Origin of the sequence: Embleya scabrispora, from assembly GCF_002024165.1 — a bacterium.
GTDB classification, from domain to species: domain Bacteria; phylum Actinomycetota; class Actinomycetes; order Streptomycetales; family Streptomycetaceae; genus Embleya; species Embleya scabrispora_A.
Genome location: NZ_MWQN01000001.1, coordinates 2227391 through 2244610, shown reverse-complemented (window position 1 = coordinate 2244610; position 17220 = coordinate 2227391). Strand labels below are relative to the sequence as shown.

The following is a 17220-nucleotide window of genomic DNA, read 5'->3' as shown; positions in this document are numbered from 1 at the left end:
CGTCGATCGCGTGGGTGGTGGCCCGGGTCGTGGGCGCTTACGCGCCGAAGTGGGTGGCGGCCGAGGTTGGGAGTCGGTTTCCGCCTCGGCTGTGTGGTGGACGCGGCGCCACGTGTGCGGCGTTACCGGCGGGCCGCGTAGCGGACGCGCATCTCGGCGGGCTGGGTCGGGCTCACCTCGGCCGGGTGGCGGGCAGGAGTTGTTTTGGGCTATGCCAACGCCCGTTCCGTCTCGGCATGCGGTGGGTTGGGGTGCCGGCGTGCTCGGGTGGTCGGGGGTCGGGGTTTGGCATCCGCCTCGGCTGCGTAGGGACATGGGCGCCACGTGCGCGGCGTTGCCTGCGGGGTGCGGGGCGTCGGGCTTCGTGCCGGCCGCTTGGTGGGCGGGTATCGGCGCGTGCGACGCAGGTGGGTGCCCGGCCCCGACCATGTGGTGGGCGGGGCGGGCGGGGGTGGTTTTTTGTTATTGAGAGTCGGATTTGGGGGGTTTGTTGGGAGGTTGGGGGTCGAAGACAGTTTTCAGGTCTTTGATGGCCGTCTTGATGATGTCGCGGGCCTGGGTCAGTTGGTCCTGGGTTACGCCGGCTCGGGAGGCCCAGGGGGTGACCTCTGTGCGGATGGAGTCGATGATCGCCTCCAGGTCGAGGGAGTCCGGGTCGCGGGTCGGGCGGTCGGTTTCCTTGGACCAGGCGTCGGTGGCTCGGGTGCGGGCGGAGGTGGGTTCCGGGTCGGCGCCGAAGCGGCGGCGGAGTTCGCGTTCCAGGTCGAACAGGCCGGGTTTGGCGGCCAGGTCGACCAGGTTGTGGGCCAGGCCCTCGGCGAGGTCGGCCATGCGCTGGGAGAACATCGGCTCCCATGTGTTCGACCGGGTGCGGCGGCCGGACTTGCGGTCGGACCAGGCCTCGTCGGTGTCCGGGGGCTCTTCCTCGGTTTCCGCCTCGACGGCGGGGCGGGGGGACTTGCGGACCTCGCGGGCCGCGCGGCCGAGTTCTTCCCGCAGGTTTTGCGCCGACGTGCGCACCTCGTCCCGGATCTCCCGGGCCCGCTCGTAGACCGACTCGCGGATCTGTGCCTCCAGTTGGGTCAACTCCTCCTGGCGGGCCGCGAGTTCGGCGCGGCCGGCGGCGGTGATCCGGTAGACCTTCCGGCCGCCCTCCACGTCGTGCTCGACCAGGCCCTCCTGCTCCAGCTTGGCCAGGCGCGGGTAGACGGTGCCCGCGGAGGGCGAGTAGAGGCCCAGGAAGCGGTCGTGGAGCAGGCGGATGACCTCGTAGCCGTGACGGGGGCTCTCGTCGAGCAGCTTGAGCAGGTACAGCCGCAGCCGGCCGTGGCCGAAGACGGGGTTCATGCGCTCACCTTTCCCTCCGGCGCGCGGCGCAGCAGCGTCACGTCGCCCGATACCGAGTTGATCCGCAGCCGCCCCGAGCCCTCGCCGAGCTTGCCCGTCACGTGGCTCGCGCCGAATTTGGCGCTCGTGGTCAGCTCGTCGAAGACCGAGTCGACGGAGCCGGCCGCGGTGCGCACGTCCACGCTCATGTCGCCGCGGTGCGGCAGGCGCACGGTCAACTCGCCCGATACCGTCGTCAGTTGCACGTGGCTGCGGCCGACCTCGTCCAGGTCCAGGGTCATCGACCCGGAGATCGAGTTGGCCCGTACCCGGCCGCCGGTGCCCTCGATCACGGTGAGCGAGCCGGCCACCGTCACCACCCCGAGGTCGCCCGCCAACGACTCGGCGTCGACCGATCCGGAGATCGTGTTCGCGTCGACCGTGCCGGTCAGTCCGACCAGGGTCACGTCGCCGCCGACGCTGCGCACCGTGGTGGTGCCGTGCATCCCGGACACGGTCGCGTGCGCGGACACCACGCCGATCTCGACCGTGCAGTCCCACGGCACGGCCAGCGAGACCTCGGCGTGCCGCCGTCCGAGCGCGCGCCCGTCGGCCACGAACGCGCGCAGGTCGGAGCGCTTGCCGGCGTTCTGGAACCGGTCCATCAGGTGCTTGGCCGTCAGGTCCGGGTAGGAGACGACGAGTTCGCCGCTCACCTCGTCGTGGGTCACCTGGAGCGGCGGACCCTCGACGGCGTGCACCTCCAGGCGCGGCGGACCGTCGGTGCCCACGACGTCGACCAGCCCGCCGATGGTGCGCACCCGCAGCACCCGCACGGTGTCGAGTGTGAGGTCTTGCGGTCCCTCGATCATCCATCGGGACATGGACCCTCCCCTTGGGGTCGGTGTGGCGGACGCGATATATCGCGTAGCTCTGCTACTCACGATATATCGCGTGTGCCGGAGGTCAAGGGAACCATCCGGTCTGCTTCCGGCGTTTTTGGATGCCGACGGACCTTGCCCGCCGCGCGGCGCGTACGCGTGGGGGCCCGCATCGCACCCGGGGGCGCCACGCATGCCATTCACGCTCAGCCACATCGCCGCGGTGCTGCCGCTGCAGGGGGCGACCCGCACCGGCACCACGGTCGGCGCCGGGGCGGGCCGACACGGCCCGCTGGTCGCCTCCGCGCTCGCCTTCGGCGCGATGGCCCCGGACGTGATCCTGTTCGTGAACCTGGACTTCCTGCCGATGCGCGCCGACCGCCGGGCCACCCACGAGGTGTGGCCCGGGGTGCTGGGCCTGAACATCGCGCTCACCGCGCTGCTCGTGCTCGCGTTCCACTTGCTCGCGCGGCCGCTGCTCGTGCTGCTCCCGGACCGGATCCGGGCGGCCCTGGAGGAACCGCTGCGCCCGCGCGTGCCGGGCCGGTTGTCCGCCGCCGCGCGGGCCCGCCGGCCGTTCCTGCGGGAACTGCTCGTGGTGTGCGCGTGGTTCGTGGTCTCCGCCGTGCTGGGCGGGCTCTCCCACCTGGCCTGGGACGCCTGGACGCACCACGACGACCCGGGGGTGGCACACGTACTGCCCGAGCTGCGCCGGGAGTTCCTGGGCCTGCGGCCGGGCTACGTGCTGCTCCAGCACCTCAGCACGGTGGTCGGGCTCGTCGCCTGCTCGGTGTGGACGTGGCGCTGGATCGGCCGACTGCCGCAGCGCCCCGTCACGGGCCCGCGCATGCCCGTGGCGGGGCGCTGGGCGGTGCTGGGCGCCCTGGTGCTGGTCGGCGCGGTCGGGGCGGCCAGGGCGCTGCTGCCGTTCCCCGACGGGCGGGTACCGGCCTTCGAGGTGCTCGGGTTCGACGCCGCGACCGGATTCGGCCGCGGCCTCGCCGTCGGACTGGTGCTTTACGCCCTCGGCTGGGCCGTGTGGCACACCCGCGCGCCGCGCCGCGCCGACACCGGGACCTGACCGGGCCCCTACTCGTCGTCGTCCTCGTCGTCCAGCCGCGCCAGCCAGGTCGCCAACCGCTCGACGGGCGTCTCGAACTCGGGGTTGAGGTCCACGAACGTGCGCAGCTGCTCGGCGAGCCAGGCCAGGGACACCTCCTCCTCGCCGCGCCGCTTCTCCAGCTCCTCGATGCCACGGTCCGTGAAGTACATGCTCTCCGACTCCGGTATCTGTGTGGGATCCACCGCCGAACGCGGCTCCGCCCCGGCGCGCATCGTACGTGCGCCGGGGCGGAGCCGGTGAATCGACCTACGAGCCGTGGATCAGCTCATCGCTTCCTCGACCAGACCCTGCTGCTCGGCCTCGTGCCGCTTGGCCGAACCGACTGCCGGCGACGAGGAGGACGGGCGCGCGATCCGCCGCGGCGCCGGGAGGCCGTACTCGACCAGGTTGAGCGCGATGAACGGCCACGCGCCCTGGTTGGTCGGCTCCTCCTGGGCCCAGACCAGCTCCAGGTCCTTGCCGTAGCGGTCGAGGCCGTAGCGCTCCAACTCGGCCTTGAGCTCGGCCACCGGCAGCGGGTAGAGCCGCTCCACGCGGACCAGCGCGACGTCGTCGCGGCCCGCCTTGGCCCGGCCCGCGGCCAGGTCGTAGTGGAACTTGCCGGAGGACATGACCACCCGCTTGACCTTGGCCGGGTCCACCGTGGTGTCCCCGATCACCGGCCGGAACTGCCCGGTGGTGAACTCCTCGATCTTCGACGCGGCCGCCTTCAGCCGCAGCATCGACTTCGGGGTGAACACCACGAGCGGCTTGTGGTGCGGGTTGAGCGCCTGCCAGCGCAACAGGTGGAAGTAGTTGCTCGGCAGGGTCGGCGCGGCCACCGTCATGTTGTTCTGCGCGCACATCTGCAGGTAGCGCTCGATACGCGCGGACGAGTGGTCCGGGCCCTGGCCCTCGTAGCCGTGCGGAAGCAGCAGGACCACACCGGAGTGCTGGTGCCACTTCTGCTCGGCGGAGGAGATGAACTCGTCCATGATCGACTGCGCGCCGTTGGCGAAGTCGCCGAACTGCGCCTCCCACAACACCAGCGACTGCGGCCGGGCCAGCGAGTAGCCGTACTCGAAGCCCATCGCGGCGAACTCGCTGAGCAGCGAGTCGTACACGGTGAACTTGGCCTGGTCCTCGGACAGGTGCGCGAGCGGGGTGTACTCGGCGCCCGAGGTGCGGTCCACCAGGACCGAGTGCCGCTGGCCGAAGGTGCCGCGCCGGCTGTCCTGGCCGGCGAGGCGCACCGGGCGCCCCTCCATCAGGAGCGAACCGAACGCCAGCGTCTCGCCCATCGCCCAGTCGATCGTGCCGTCCTCGACCATCGCCGCCCGGCGCTGCAACTGCGGCTGCAGGCGCGGGTGTACGGCGAAGTCCTCGGGCAGCGAGACCTGCGACTCGACGATCCGCTTGACCGTCTCGTGCGCGATGCCGGTCGGGTCGATCCGCGGGAAGGCGATGTCGGCCGCGGGGGCGGCCGGGGCCGCCTGCGGGGCCTGCGGCGCGGTGGCCTGCCGGACCTCGGAGAAGACCTTCTCCAGCTGGTCCTGGTAGTCCTTGAGCGCCTGCTCGGCCTCCTCCACCGTGATGTCGCCACGACCGATCAGGGCCTCGGTGTAGAGCTTGCGCACCGAACGCTTCTTGTCGATCAGGTCGTACATCAGCGGCTGGGTGAACGACGGGTTGTCGGCCTCGTTGTGACCCCGGCGCCGGTAGCAGATGAGGTCGATCACCACGTCCTTGTGGAACGTCTGCCGGTACTCGAACGCGAGCTGCGCGATCCGCACGCACTGCTCGGGGTCGTCACCGTTGACGTGGAAGATCGGCGCCTCGATCATCCGCGCGACGTCGGTCGCGTAGATGGACGAGCGGGACGCGGCCGGGGAGGCGGTGAAGCCGACCTGGTTGTTGATCACCACGTGGATCGTGCCGCCGGTGCGGTAGCCGCGCAGCTGCGACATGTTGAGCGTCTCGGCGACCACGCCCTGACCCGCGAACGCGGCGTCGCCGTGCAGCAGGAGCGGCAGGACCGGGAAGTCGGCGCCCTCCATGTCGATGATGTCCTGCTTGGCGCGCACGACGCCCTCCAGGACCGGGTCGACCGCCTCCAGGTGCGAGGGGTTCGCCACCAGGGAGACCTTGACCTGGGCGCCGTCCTCGGAGGAGAACGTGCCCTCGGCGCCGAGGTGGTACTTCACGTCGCCCGAGCCGTGCATCGACTTGGGGTCGATGTTGCCCTCGAACTCGCGGAAGACCTGCGCGTAGGACTTGCCGACGATGTTGGTCAGCACGTTCAGCCGGCCGCGGTGCGCCATGCCGATCGCGACCTCGTCCAGGCCGTCCTCGGCCGCCGCCGAGATGATCGCGTCGAGCAGCGGGATGGTGGTCTCGCCGCCCTCCAGGGAGAAGCGCTTCTGGCCGACGTACTTGGTGGCCAGGAAGGTCTCGAACGCCTCCGCCGCGTTCAGCCGGCGCAGGATGCGCAGCTGGTCCTCGCGGTCCGGCTTGGCGTGCGGCACCTCCACCCGCTCCTGGATCCAGCGGCGCTGGTCCGGGTCCTGGATGTGCATGTATTCGATGCCGACGGTGCGGCAGTAGGTGTCCCGCAGCACGCCGAGCACGTCGCGCAGCGTCATCAGCGACTGCCCCGCGAAGCCGCCGACCGCGAACTCGCGCTCCAGGTCCCACAACGTCAGCCCGTGCTCGACCACGTCGAGGTCCGGGTGCCGGCGCTGCTTGTATTCCAGCGGGTCGGTGTCGGCCATCAGGTGGCCGCGGACCCGGTAGGAGTGGATCAGCTCCTGCACACGTGCCGTCTTGTTGACGTCGTCCTCGTGTGTCGCGGAGATGTCCTGCACCCAGCGCACGGGCTCGTACGGGATGCGCAGCGAACGGAAGATCTCCTCGAAGAAGCAGTCCTCGCCGAGCAGCAGCTGGTTCATCCGACGCAGGAACTCGCCCGACTGGGCGCCCTGGATGATGCGGTGGTCGTAGGTGCTGGTCAGCGTGAGTGTCTTGCTGACCGCGAGGCGGGAGAGGGTGTCCGCGGACGCGCCCGCGAACTCCGCCGGGTAGTCCATCGCGCCCACGCCGACGATCGTGCCCTGACCGGGCATCAGGCGCGGCACCGAGTGCACGGTGCCGATGCCGCCCGGGTTGGTCAGCGAGATCGTCACTCCGGCGAAGTCGTCCACCGTGAGCTTGTTCGACCGGGCCCGCCGGACGATGTCCTCGTACGCCTGCCAGAAGGCGAAGAAGTCCATCTCGTCGGCCTTCTTGATGGCCGCCACCACGAGCTGGCGGTCACCGTTGGCCTTCGTCAGGTCGATCGCGAGACCGAGGTTGACGTGGGCCGGCTTGACCAGGAACGGCTTGCCGTCACGCTCTTCGTACGCGTGGTTCATCGACGGCATCGACTTCGCCGCCTGGACCAGCGCGTAGCCGATGAGGTGGGTGAACGAGACCTTGCCACCGCGAGCGCGCTTGAGGTGGTTGTTGATCACGATCCGGTTGTCGATCAGCAGCTTGGCCGGTACGGCCCGCACGCTGGTCGCGGTCGGAATGGTGAGCGACGAGTCCATGTTGATCGCGACACGTGCCGCCGGGCCCTTGAGCTGGACGGCCTCGGGGGACGCGGCGGACTGCTTCGGTGCGGCGGGCGCCTTGGCGGCCGGCGGCTTCGCCGGCGCCGCGGGGGCGGCCGTCGCGGGCGCGGGCGGGGCCGGAGTGCCGGCCGGGATCGGAGTCGGCGAAGGCGCCGCGTCCTGTACACCGGTCGTCATCATCGGGTGGCTCGGGGCCGGGGCCGGAGTCGTCGTCCCCGTCGCGGTCGACGAAATCGCCGCCGACACCGGGGGTTGCGCCGTGCTCGGCGCGGGGATGCTTCCGGAGTTGTTCGTGGTACCGCTCACTGGTGTGGGGCCGCTCGGGCTTGCCACGGTGGCTGGACCGGCGGACGTCGACGGCGTCGACGGCTCGCTGGGCTTGTAATCGGCGAAGAAGTCCCACCAAGCACGATCCACCGAGTTGGGATCTTGCAAATATTGCTGGTAAATCTCGTCGACGAGCCACTCGTTGGGGCCGAAGCTGGCCATCGGGTTGCTAGGGGACTGTGACGACACGGCGGCAACCGCCCTCTTCCGCTTCCTGGGGTGGTGGACAGCGGGAAACAAGGCTACGCCCTTTGACCGGTGTCGCGCAGGCCCCTCGGCCTCCGCGTCGCGTAGATCACAAACGGTTGACTGTTTAGTCGCGTTTGTTGCTTCCCGCCGTATTGGTGGTCACGGAACGTCATGTCGGGATCGTCCCGTGCAGTAAGTGGCCGATCACCCGATTACGTCGGGTCACCGGGCAGGAGCACTCGGATTCGGCACCCATGGCTCGATTCGGCTACGGAAATATCACCCCCATGCAGATCCACGGCCCAGCGGGCGATCGCGAGCCCGAGTCCGGTTCCCCCGTCGGTGGACGAACTTCCGCCGCCGCGGGTGAAACGTTCGAAGACCCGGCCGCGCTCGGCGGACGGAATCCCCGGACCCTCGTCCAGGACTTCCAGGCACAGGCTGCCGATGCCGTCGTCGCGTCGTGCGCGCAGACTCACCGTGCCACCGAACGGACTGTGCCAGCAGGCGTTGGCCACCAGATTGGTAACAACCTGATGCAGCCGCTCGGGGTCGGCCCGCGCGGTCAGCTCCGCCGGCTGGACGTCGACCTCGAAGCGAACGTCGCCGCCCAGGGCCCCGGTCTCCTGGGTGAGCGCGACCAGGAAGGGCCGGACGGCGAATTCGCGCGCCTGCAGCGGCATCGCCCCCGAATCCAGTCGGGAAAGGTCGAGAAGTTGTGACACGAGTCGGCCCAATCGCGCGGTCTGGGTGAGCGCGAGGCCCAGCGTGTCGGGGTCGGGCTTCTGCACGCCGTCCACGAGGTTCTCCAGCACCGCGTGCAGGGCGGAGATGGGCGTGCGCAACTCGTGCGAGACGTTGGCGACCAGCTCGCGGCGGTGTCGGTCCACCGCCTCCAGGTCGGCCGCCATGTGGTTGAACGCGCCGGCGAGGCGGCCCACTTCGTCGCGGGAGGTGGCGCGCACCCGGCGCGAGTAGTCGCCGCGCGCCATCGCCTGCGCGGCGGCGGTCATTTCGCGCAGCGGCGAGGTCATCCCGTGCGCGAGTACGAGGGTGACCGCCAGGCAGGCCAGCGAGGTGAACACGAGCATGTACCGAAACCGCACCTCGGCCCGCAGCCCCAGGATGATCAGCAGCGTCGAGACGAAGACGGACGCGATCACCAGCACGCCCAGCTTGGCCTTGATCGAGCGCAGTCGATCCAGCGGCCGCGGGTTGCCGCGGCCGAGCCGCAGTCGGCGCGGCAGCGAAGGGCGGAGGTCGGCGGTGTTCAGGACGGTGCCTCCAGCGCGTAGCCCACACCGTGGACGGTGCGGATCCACTCGGCGCCGAGTTTACGGCGCAACGCCTTCACATGGCTGTCCACTGTGCGCGTTCCGGACGCGTCCACCCAGTCCCACACCTCGGCGAGCAACTGCTCGCGCGAGAGCACCGCGCGCGGTCGCGAGGCGAGGCAGACCAGCAGGTCGAACTCGGTCGGGGTCAGGTGCACCTCGTCGACCCCGAGCCGGACCCGGCGCTGGGTGCGGTCGATCCGCAACACGCCCAACTGGAGCGCGGCCTCGGGGGAGACCGCCCGGGCCGCCGCCTCGGCCCGCTCCAGCCGGCGCAGCAGCACGTGCACCCGGGCCACCAGTTCGCGCATCGAGAACGGCTTGGTCATGTAGTCGTCGGCGCCCACCGCCAGGCCGACGAGCAGATCGGTCTCGTCGTCACGCGCGGTGAGCATGAGCACCGGCAGCCCCGGGTGCAGCGCCTGGAGCCGGCGGCACACCTCCAGGCCGTCGAGGCCGGGCAGCATCACGTCGAGCACGACCAGATCGGGGCGGGTGCCGGCGGCCGTGGTCAGCGCCGAGGGGCCGTCGGGCGCGGTGATCGCCCCGAAGCCCTCCGCCCGCAGCCGCGCGGCCACCGCGTCGGCGATCATGGGCTCGTCCTCGACCACGAGTACGAGCCGCTTTTCCCCCGTCGCGTCGGTCATACCCGCAGCCTACGTACCGTCGGCGGGCGGTGTGCGCGAGTTGGCCAGGCCGGCCCGAACCGGGGAGGCCCCCTACGACGTCCAGAGGAGAACGGGCCGGAACATGGGACCGAGGTACCCCCCGGGAGCCGGCCCGGATTGGTACTTCAGGGGGAGGATCGGTCTAACCTGGTCCGTCTACCCTGGCTGAAGCGTTGCCGCCGGACAACGCACCCCTCGATCCGCCGAGCGGATTCGGGGAGTGGTCCACGACCCGGGTGGTGACGGATCCGATCGCATCGGCCGACCGACGGCTCAACCGACAGCATGGGGGACGTGGTGAAGGGCAACGTCACGGAGGGTCCCTCCCACGAGGTCGAGGGGCGCGAGCAGTCGCCACCGACCTCGCAGGCGGGATCGGTGACGAAGACCGACCAGGCGACGAGGGCTTCCGACGAGGCGGCCGCGGCCAGGGCCCGCCGGATGCGCACGATCAAGGACGCGGCCCGCGAGCTGTTCCTGGTCGCGCTGCTGTTCGGGGTGTACAAGCTCGGTCGCGGGCTGGCCTCGGGCGAGACGTCCACCGCCTTCTCGAACGCGAAGCAGCTGCTGACCATGCAGCAGGACCTGCGACTGCCGGACGAGGCGTCGATCCAGCACTGGTTCATGCAGTCGCACGCGGCCATCACGTTCTGCAACAAGTACTACGCCTACGTGCACTTCCCGGCCACCGTCGGGTTCCTGCTGTGGTTGTGGATCCGCCATCGCGAGCACTACAAGTGGGTGCGCAACATCCTGGCGATGATGACCGGCGCCGCGCTGATCATCCACATCCTGGTGCCGCTGGCGCCGCCGCGAAAGATGCCGGGCTTCACCGACACGGGGATGGACGCGGGCGACTCGCCGTACTCCGGCGCCGGCGCCAAGATCGCCAACCAGTTCGCCGCGATGCCGTCGCTGCACGTGGGCTGGGCGGTGGTGGTCGCGCTCGGGGTGGCCTCGGTCTGGCACGCGGCCGGGACCGGTCGCAAGATCGCGAGCTGGGCGATGTGGCTGCATCCGGCGATCACGCTGCTCGTGGTCGTGGTGACCGCGAACCACTACTGGATGGACGCCGTGGTCGCGGTACTGCTGATGATCTTCGCGCTGGCCGTACTGCCCGGGCCGGATCGCGAGCCGCGGCGCGGAACGCCGCGCGGGATCCCGGCACCGCGGATAGCGCGCTAGTTCGTACCGTGCGCGGGTGCGGGGCCGGGGACCGATCGGCCGTTCGGCGCAGGACCCGCGCGTGGCGGCTTTCGGCGGACGCGCGAGGGGCATGATCCCCGGGTGTCCGTCTCCCTCCCCTCCGGGGGCATCCGCGCCAAGACTCCCGCCGGTCGGTGGGTGCTGCTCGCCACCGTGCTCGGCTCCGGCATGGCGATGCTCGACTCGACCGTGGTCAACGTGGCGCTGCCGAGCATCGGACGGTCCTTCGACACCTCGCTCGCGGCGTTGCAGTGGACGGTCAACGCGTACACCCTCACCCTGGCCGGGCTGATCCTGCTCGGCGGCGCGCTCGGCGACCGCTACGGGCGGCGCCGGGTGTTCGTGATCGGGGTGGCCTGGTTCGCGCTGGCCTCGCTGCTGTGCGGGATCGCGCCGAACGTCGAGACACTGATCGCCGCCCGCGCGCTCCAGGGCATCGGCGGCGCGCTGCTGACCCCCGGCTCGCTGGCGATCATCCAGGCCACGTTCCACGCCGACGACCGGGCCCGCGCGGTGGGCACGTGGTCGGGGCTCGGCGGCGTCGCGAGCGCGATCGGGCCGTTCCTGGGCGGCTGGCTGGTGGACGCGGTCAGTTGGCGGTGGGTCTTCCTGATCAATCTGCCGTTGGCGGTGGTGACCATCGTGGTGGCGCTGCGCAGCGTCCCGGAGACCTTCGACCCCCAACCGCGCGGGCGGTTCGACGTGAGCGGCGCGGCACTCGCCGCGCTGGCCCTGGCCGGGGTGACGTGGGCCCTGGTGGAGGCGCAGGGCAACCCGACCTCGGCGGCGCTCGCGGGCGCGGCCGGCGTGGTGGCGGGTGTGGCGTTCGTCGTGGTGGAGAAGCGCTCGCGCGAGCCCATGCTGCCGCTGGACATCTTCCGGATCCGGCTGTTCACCTCGGTCAACGTGGTGACGCTGTTCGTCTACGGCGCGCTGGGCGCGTTCATGCTGCTCCTGGTGCTCGAATTGCAGACGGTGGCGGGCTACTCGGCGCAGGAGGCCGGTCTGGCGCTGTTGCCGGTGACCGTGGTGATGCTGCTCCTGTCCGCCCGGTCGGGCGATCTGGCCCGGCGGATCGGGCCGCGGTGGCAGTTGTCCGTGGGGCCGCTGGTGTGCGCGGGCGGGCTGCTGACCCTGCTGCGGGTCGGTCCGCACGCGTCCTATGTCGCCGATGTGCTGCCCGGGGTGGTGGTGTTCGGTCTGGGTCTGGCGGTCCTGGTCGCGCCGCTGACCGCGACCGTGCTGGCCTCGGTGGACGTGGGGCGGGCGGGCATCGCGAGCGGGGTCAACAACGCGGCGGCCCGGGCGGCGGGGCTGCTCGCGGTGGCCGGTCTGCCGGCGCTGGTCGGGCTGTCCGGTGACGGCTACCGGGACCCGGGGGTGGTGGACACCGGCTTCGACCGCGCGTTGTGGATCTGCGCGGCGCTCCTCGTGGTCGGCTCGGCGGTGGCCTGGTTCACCGTGCCGAGCCGGGCGCTGGCCGCGACCGAACCGGATGTCCCGGACGGGCGCGCCGCGCCGTGTGTGCGGGTCGGCTGCGACATGGCGGGGCCGCCGCTGGATCCCGGGCACGAGCGGGTACAGGGGGGCGTGACGGGGCGGGAGCGGCCGGCACCGTAGCGTGGCCTCGCGACGTGGGTCGGCGACGTGGGTCGGCGCGGGAGAGGCGGCGGGATGGGCACCATGGACACCGGGGTCGACGGGCTCGGAGTCGAGGTGGAGGGCACGATCGCCACGCTGCGGATCGATCGCCCCCACGCGCGAGGGGCGCTGACCGCGGCGATGTGGGCGGCGCTGCCGGGCACCTTGGCCGCGCTCGCGGCCGACCCCGGGGTGAGTGTGCTGGTGCTGACCGGCAGCGGCGGGGTGTTCTCGGCGGGCGCCGACATCCGCGAACTGCGCGGGCACTACGCCACGGCCGAGGCGGCGGACGCCTACCACGCGCTGAACGCGGCCGCCGAGCGGGCGTTGGCCCATTTCGCGAAGCCGACGATCGCCTTCGTACAGGGCCCGTGCGTGGGCGGCGGATGCCAGCTCGCCGCCGCGTGCGACCTGCGCTTCGCGGACACCACGGCCCGGTTCGGGGTGACGCCCGCCAAGCTCGGCATCGTCTACGACGCGGGATCGACCGCGCGGCTGGCCCGGCTGGTGGGCGTGTCCACGGCCAAGTACCTGTTGTTCTCCGCCGAGTTGATCGACGCGGCGCACGCGTTGCGGGTGGGCCTGGTGGACGGGGTGTTCGGGCCGGAGGAGGCCGAGAAGAGCGTGTACGACCTGGCCCGGACGATCGCCTCGCGCTCGCAGTTGACGGTACGCGCCGCCAAGGACCTGTTGGCGATGGACCTTTCCGGCGCCCCGGGCGCGGATCCGGGAGCCGACGGCGACCCGGTCGCGGCCTGGCGCGAGCGGTGGGAGCGGGAGTCGCGCGGCTCGGCCGACGTCCGCGAGGGGTTGGCCGCCTTCACCGAGCGCCGCGCGCCGCGCTTCGCCTGGAACGGCTGAGGCCCGGACCCCCGGCCGCGACGGCCGAGCCCTCGGGCGCCGGCACATCACAGCTCGGCGGCGGCCCGTTCGTCCCCTGCCTGCCGGACGTTTCGATCTGCCACTGTTGCCCCGGACGGCGTCCTTGACCTTGTGGGGTGGGGTTCCATGGTCGATGCGGAGGGGTCCGACGGGCCGAAACACAGCGCGCTGCTGCGGCGGGCGGCACGGGCCCTGCCGGGGCGGCTGCCGGAGCTGACCGATCGGCTCGTGGCCGAGTTGCAGGAGCTCGAACCGGCCTATGTGGCGGGCGGGGTGCCGCCGGACGAGTTGTGGCAGAGCACCCACGAGGCGCTGCGGGTCGCGGTCGGCGCGCTCGCGATCTGGCCGCGCGAACTGGAGGGCAGCCGCTGGGCGTCGGGGCGGCTGGCCCGGCGGCGTGCCGAGCAGGGGGTGCCGCTGGAGGCGCTGCTGCACGCCTACCGGCTCGGCGGGGTGCTGCTGTGGCAGACGCTCGTCGAGGTCGCGGCGGAGCAGGAGCCGGACGAGGTACGGCTGTTGGTGCACGTGGCCACCGACGTGTGGAACTTCGTCGACCGGCACGCGAGCGCGATCGCCGACGAGTATCGGCGGGTCCAGACGGAGCTGACCAACCGTCACGACGAGCGGGTGCACGCCCTGTTGGACACACTCTTGGACGGCCGCGCGCCGGAGGCGGACCTCGCCGCGGCGGCGGGGGTGTTGGACCTGCCCGAGCGGGGCCGCTACGCGGTGGTCGCGGTGCGCCATCCGCTGCCCGGCACCGGTGTGCACGACGCTCCTCGGCGGGCCGCGCCGAACGGGGTGCGGGTGGTCTGGCGGGCGCGCGCGGAGGGGGAGTTCGCGGTGGTCCTGCTCGGCACCTCGGGGTTGGACGAGATTGCCGAAACGTTCGGCCCGGTGGCCGGGTCGCGGACCGGGATCAGCCCGATCGTGGACGGGTTGGCCGCGCTGGGTCGGGCCCGGCGGCTGGCCGAGATCGCGCTGCGCACATGTACCGCCGACGGTGAATGCGCCCGCCTGGACGAGCGGTTGCCCGCGGCCCTGGTGGCCTCGCAGCCCGACTTGGCGCGGGATCTGGCCGCCCGGGTGCTCGGGCCGATCCTGGCCCTGGACGCGGTGGACCGGGACCTGCTGCTCGGCACGTTCGGCGCCTGGCTCGACTCGGGCGGCTCGGCGGTGCGCGCGGGCCGGCGGTTGTTCTGCCATCGCAACACCGTGCTCAACCGGCTGCGCCGGATGGAGCAGTTGACCGGGCGCGAACTGGGCCTGCCCCGCGACCTGGTGGAGTTGGCGTTGGCCCTGGACGCACATCGACTGAGCGCCTGACCACGGGCCCGGGACACCGGGTGCCGTGCGGTGCGTGCTGTGCCGCTGCACAAGACCTGCGCCGCCGCGTTGGTCGGCTGCCCCGACCTCGCGGGCGGATCTGGACTCCGTGCACCCCCCGTGCTGTGATCGCGGTCACTCCAACAGCGGGGGAGGGGTGCGATGGAACCGGGAGCGCTCCTCGTCGAGGACCTGGAGGTCGTCTACGGCCGGTCCGTCCGGGCCCTGCGCGGCGTCTCCCTCGATGTGCCCGGCAACGGCGTGGTGGCCGTGCTCGGCGCGAACGGGGCGGGCAAGAGCACCCTCCTGCGGGCCGTGTCGGGCACGCTGTCCCTGCACCGGGGCTCGATCGCCGGCGGCTCCATCCGCTACGACGGCGCCCGGCTCGGCGGCCGCGACCCGGCCGCGATCGTCCGCGCCGGGGTGGTGCAGGTCCCGGAAGGACGGCGGGTGTTCGCCCATCTGACGGTGGCCGAGAACCTGCGCGCGGGCACGCTGGGCCGGCGCGGGCGGACGGCGCGGACGCGCGCCGAACACGACCGCGTACTCGACCTGTTCCCGATCCTCGCCGAGCGGCGCGAGCAGCGCGCCGGCCTGCTCTCCGGCGGCGAACAGCAGATGTTGGCGATCGGTCGGGCGCTGATGGCCGCGCCGCGCCTGCTGCTGTTGGACGAGCCCTCGCTCGGCCTCGCGCCGCGCATGGTGGGTCGGATCGCGGGGGTGATCCGGGAGATCGCGGCCCGGGGCACGGCCGTGCTGCTGGTCGAGCAGAACGCGGCGATCGCCCTCGATCTGGCCGAGAAGGCGTACGTGCTCGACGTGGGCGAGGTGCGGCTGGCCGGTGCGTCGGCCGACCTCGCCCGCACCGACGAGGTGCGCCGGTTGTACCTGGGCGAGGCCGTCGAGCCGGAGGGCGCACCCGCGCCGGTCCGAACCGCCCCGCGCCGGGTGCTGGGACGGTGGACCGGATGAGCGGCGCGACGGCACCGGACGTGCCCGAGTTGACGCTGCGCGCGGTCACCGTGCGCTTCGCCGGCCTGCTCGCGCTGGACGCGGTCGGCTTCACCGTCGCGCCGGGCACGATCCACGCGGTCATCGGCCCGAACGGCGCGGGCAAGTCGACCTGCTTCAACGTGCTTTCCGGCGTGTACCGGGCCGAGCGCGGCAGCGTGCGGCTCGGCGCGCACGACCTGACCCGGCTGCCCCCGCACCGGATCGCCGGTCTCGGCCTTGCCCGTACGTTCCAGAACATCGTGCTCACCCGGGGCACGGTCGCGGACAATCTGATGCTCGGCCGGCACGTGCTGACCCGCTCCGGCTTCGCGGCCACCGCGCTGCGTCTGCCGAGGGTGGTCCGCGAGCAGCGCCGGCATCGCGAACGAGCCCGGGAGATCGCCGAGTTTCTGCACCTGGGCGCGGTCTTCGACACCTCCGTCGCGCTGTTGCCGTACGGCATGCGCAAGCGGGTGGAGATGGCCCGGGCGCTGTGCATGGAACCCAGGGTGTTGCTGCTCGACGAACCCGTGGCCGGGATGAACGCCGAGGAGCGAGCGGAGACCGCGGAGGCGATCGCCTCGATCCGGGCCTCGCTCGGCATCTCGATCGTGCTGGTCGAGCACGACATGGGGCTGGTGATGCGGATCGCCGACGCGGTGACCGTGCTCGACTTCGGCCGGCGGATCGCGAGCGGTACACCGGCCGAGGTGCGGCGCGACCCCGCGGTGATCCGCGCCTACCTCGGCGCCGGGGACGAGGGCGGCGAGGGCGGCGAGCACGACCCGGGCGGCGACGACGGCCGGAGCGAGAGTCCCGAGGAGTCCCGATGACCAAACTCGCCGAGATCGTCCTCAACGGCTTCGCGCTCGGATCGGTCTACGCGCTGATCGCGCTCGGCTTCGTGGTGATCTTCAAGGCGTCGGGCGTGATCAACTTCGCGCACGCGTCGCTGCTGCTGCTCGGCGGGTTCACCGTGGCCAAGCTGCACGACGACCTCGGCTTCACCCTCGCGCTGCTCGTCGCGGTGGGAGTGACGGCCGCGGTGGCGGGCCTGGTCGAGATGGTGTTCATCCGCGGCCTGGGACGCACCGAGGTACACACCCTGACGATCCTCACCATCGGTGTGGACATCCTGCTGACCACCGAACTCACCCGCCGGATCGGCTCCGACGTGCTGAGCCTGGGCGATCCGTGGCAGGCGGGGGTGCGGGACTGGGGCGGTGTGCACGTCGCCGACGCCCGGATCGCCTGCATCGTGGTGGCCGTGCTGCTGATCGGCACGTTCTTCGCGGCGTTCCGCTTCACCGCCTGGGGGTTGTCGATGCGCGCGGCGGCCGAGGACCGGGAGGCGGCGGCGCTGATGGGCGTGCGGCTCGGACGGGTGCAGTTGATCGCGTGGTGTGTGGCGGGCGCGCTGGCCGCGGTCGCGGCGGTGTTCCTGGCCGCGTTCCCGTCCGCGGGCCTGGACCGGTCCACCGGGCAGATCGCGCTCGCCGCGTTCCCGGCGGCGATCCTGGGCGGCATGGACTCGGCCGCCGGGGCCCTGCTCGGCAGCCTGCTGGTGGGGCTGACCTCGGCGCTGACGGCGGGCTACCAGAGCGATCTGAGCTGGCTCGGCGCCAACCTCGGCGATGTGGCCCCCTACGTCGTGATGTTGCTCGTGTTGATCTGGCGGCCCACCGGCCTGCTCGGTTCGAAGGAGCGTGTCCGTGTCTGAGCGCCTGTCCGCGC

General features: G+C 71.9%; 14 protein-coding genes. 8 read left to right on the top strand and 6 right to left on the bottom strand.

The window, feature by feature from the left end; all coding sequences use genetic code 11:
• Positions 1–462: 462 nt before the first annotated feature.
• Positions 463–1347: a PadR family transcriptional regulator gene (locus B4N89_RS09680; RefSeq protein ID WP_078975486.1), complete on the bottom strand. Its 885-nt coding sequence runs from the start codon at positions 1345–1347 to the stop codon at positions 463–465.
• The gene (locus B4N89_RS09675; RefSeq protein ID WP_078975485.1) at positions 1344–2210 is read right to left on the bottom strand and encodes a DUF4097 family beta strand repeat-containing protein; all 867 of its coding nucleotides are present in this window, start codon (positions 2208–2210) and stop codon (positions 1344–1346) included. Before B4N89_RS09675 ends, B4N89_RS09680 begins: the two co-directional genes overlap by 4 nt.
• Positions 2211–2400: 190 nt before the next feature.
• Here B4N89_RS09675 and B4N89_RS09670 point away from each other — a divergent pair, with 190 nt between their 5' ends.
• Positions 2401–3288, top strand: coding sequence for a DUF4184 family protein (locus B4N89_RS09670; RefSeq protein ID WP_161500682.1), 888 nt, complete (start codon positions 2401–2403; stop codon positions 3286–3288).
• Between the two features lie 8 nt (positions 3289–3296).
• Here the strand turns inward: B4N89_RS09670 and B4N89_RS09665 are convergent, their stop codons facing one another.
• The 4 genes from B4N89_RS09665 to B4N89_RS09650 all read right to left on the bottom strand — a co-directional run bounded on the left by B4N89_RS09665 (position 3297) and on the right by B4N89_RS09650 (position 9417).
• Positions 3297–3479: a DUF6104 family protein gene (locus tag B4N89_RS09665; protein ID WP_078979233.1), complete on the bottom strand. Its 183-nt coding sequence runs from the start codon at positions 3477–3479 to the stop codon at positions 3297–3299.
• A gap of 111 nt (positions 3480–3590) precedes the next feature.
• Positions 3591–7409, bottom strand: a complete 3819-nt coding sequence (locus B4N89_RS09660) for a multifunctional oxoglutarate decarboxylase/oxoglutarate dehydrogenase thiamine pyrophosphate-binding subunit/dihydrolipoyllysine-residue succinyltransferase subunit (RefSeq protein WP_235618543.1) — start codon at positions 7407–7409, stop codon at positions 3591–3593.
• A 239-nt stretch (positions 7410–7648) separates the two neighbouring features.
• Entirely contained in the window at positions 7649–8758 is a 1110-nt protein-coding gene (locus tag B4N89_RS09655) for a HAMP domain-containing sensor histidine kinase (protein ID WP_078975483.1), read from the bottom strand.
• Complete coding sequence (locus tag B4N89_RS09650) at positions 8707–9417, bottom strand: response regulator transcription factor (RefSeq protein ID WP_078975482.1); 711 nt, start codon at positions 9415–9417, stop codon at positions 8707–8709. Before B4N89_RS09650 ends, B4N89_RS09655 begins: the two co-directional genes overlap by 52 nt.
• A 315-nt stretch (positions 9418–9732) precedes the next feature.
• Here B4N89_RS09650 and B4N89_RS09645 point away from each other — a divergent pair, with 315 nt between their 5' ends.
• The 7 genes from B4N89_RS09645 (at position 9733) to B4N89_RS09615 (ending at position 17206) form a co-directional block, all read left to right on the top strand.
• The gene (locus tag B4N89_RS09645) at positions 9733–10623 is read left to right on the top strand and encodes a phosphatase PAP2 family protein (RefSeq protein WP_161500681.1); all 891 of its coding nucleotides are present in this window, start codon (positions 9733–9735) and stop codon (positions 10621–10623) included.
• Between the two features lie 102 nt (positions 10624–10725).
• A complete protein-coding gene (locus B4N89_RS09640; RefSeq protein WP_078975480.1) occupies positions 10726–12264 on the top strand; it encodes an MFS transporter in 1539 nt (512 codons plus the stop codon).
• A 63-nt stretch (positions 12265–12327) separates the two neighbouring features.
• A complete protein-coding gene (locus tag B4N89_RS09635) occupies positions 12328–13146 on the top strand; it encodes an enoyl-CoA hydratase/isomerase family protein (RefSeq protein ID WP_078979232.1) in 819 nt (272 codons plus the stop codon).
• A gap of 147 nt (positions 13147–13293) precedes the next feature.
• Positions 13294–14493 (top strand): PucR family transcriptional regulator, encoded by a 1200-nt coding sequence (locus B4N89_RS09630; RefSeq protein WP_078975479.1) that lies wholly within the window; start codon positions 13294–13296, stop codon positions 14491–14493.
• A 162-nt stretch (positions 14494–14655) separates the two neighbouring features.
• Entirely contained in the window at positions 14656–15465 is an 810-nt protein-coding gene (locus B4N89_RS09625) for an ABC transporter ATP-binding protein (protein ID WP_078975478.1), read from the top strand.
• Positions 15462–16319, top strand: coding sequence for an ABC transporter ATP-binding protein (locus B4N89_RS52555; RefSeq protein WP_078979230.1), 858 nt, complete (start codon positions 15462–15464; stop codon positions 16317–16319). The genes B4N89_RS09625 and B4N89_RS52555 overlap by 4 nt, the downstream gene beginning before the upstream one ends.
• Positions 16316–17206, top strand: a complete 891-nt coding sequence (locus B4N89_RS09615) for a branched-chain amino acid ABC transporter permease (protein WP_078975477.1) — start codon at positions 16316–16318, stop codon at positions 17204–17206. The genes B4N89_RS52555 and B4N89_RS09615 overlap by 4 nt, the downstream gene beginning before the upstream one ends.
• Positions 17207–17220: the final 14 nt, after the last annotated feature.

Bases quoted from the DNA above. Each gene is read 5' to 3' on its own strand.
- B4N89_RS09680 (WP_078975486.1), bottom strand. From the start codon at position 1,347: ATGAACCCCGTCTTCGGCCACGGCCGGCTGCGGCTGTACCTGCTCAAG.
- B4N89_RS09675 (WP_078975485.1), bottom strand. From the start codon at position 2,210: ATGTCCCGATGGATGATCGAGGGACCGCAAGACCTCACACTCGACACC.
- B4N89_RS09670 (WP_161500682.1), top strand. From the start codon at position 2,401: ATGCCATTCACGCTCAGCCACATCGCCGCGGTGCTGCCGCTGCAGGGG.
- B4N89_RS09665 (WP_078979233.1), bottom strand. From the start codon at position 3,479: ATGTACTTCACGGACCGTGGCATCGAGGAGCTGGAGAAGCGGCGCGGC.
- B4N89_RS09660 (WP_235618543.1), bottom strand. From the start codon at position 7,409: ATGGCCAGCTTCGGCCCCAACGAGTGGCTCGTCGACGAGATTTACCAG.
- B4N89_RS09650 (WP_078975482.1), bottom strand. From the start codon at position 9,417: ATGACCGACGCGACGGGGGAAAAGCGGCTCGTACTCGTGGTCGAGGAC.
- B4N89_RS09635 (WP_078979232.1), top strand. From the start codon at position 12,328: ATGGACACCGGGGTCGACGGGCTCGGAGTCGAGGTGGAGGGCACGATC.
- B4N89_RS09630 (WP_078975479.1), top strand. From the start codon at position 13,294: ATGGTCGATGCGGAGGGGTCCGACGGGCCGAAACACAGCGCGCTGCTG.
- B4N89_RS09625 (WP_078975478.1), top strand. From the start codon at position 14,656: ATGGAACCGGGAGCGCTCCTCGTCGAGGACCTGGAGGTCGTCTACGGC.
- B4N89_RS52555 (WP_078979230.1), top strand. From the start codon at position 15,462: ATGAGCGGCGCGACGGCACCGGACGTGCCCGAGTTGACGCTGCGCGCG.
- B4N89_RS09615 (WP_078975477.1), top strand. From the start codon at position 16,316: ATGACCAAACTCGCCGAGATCGTCCTCAACGGCTTCGCGCTCGGATCG.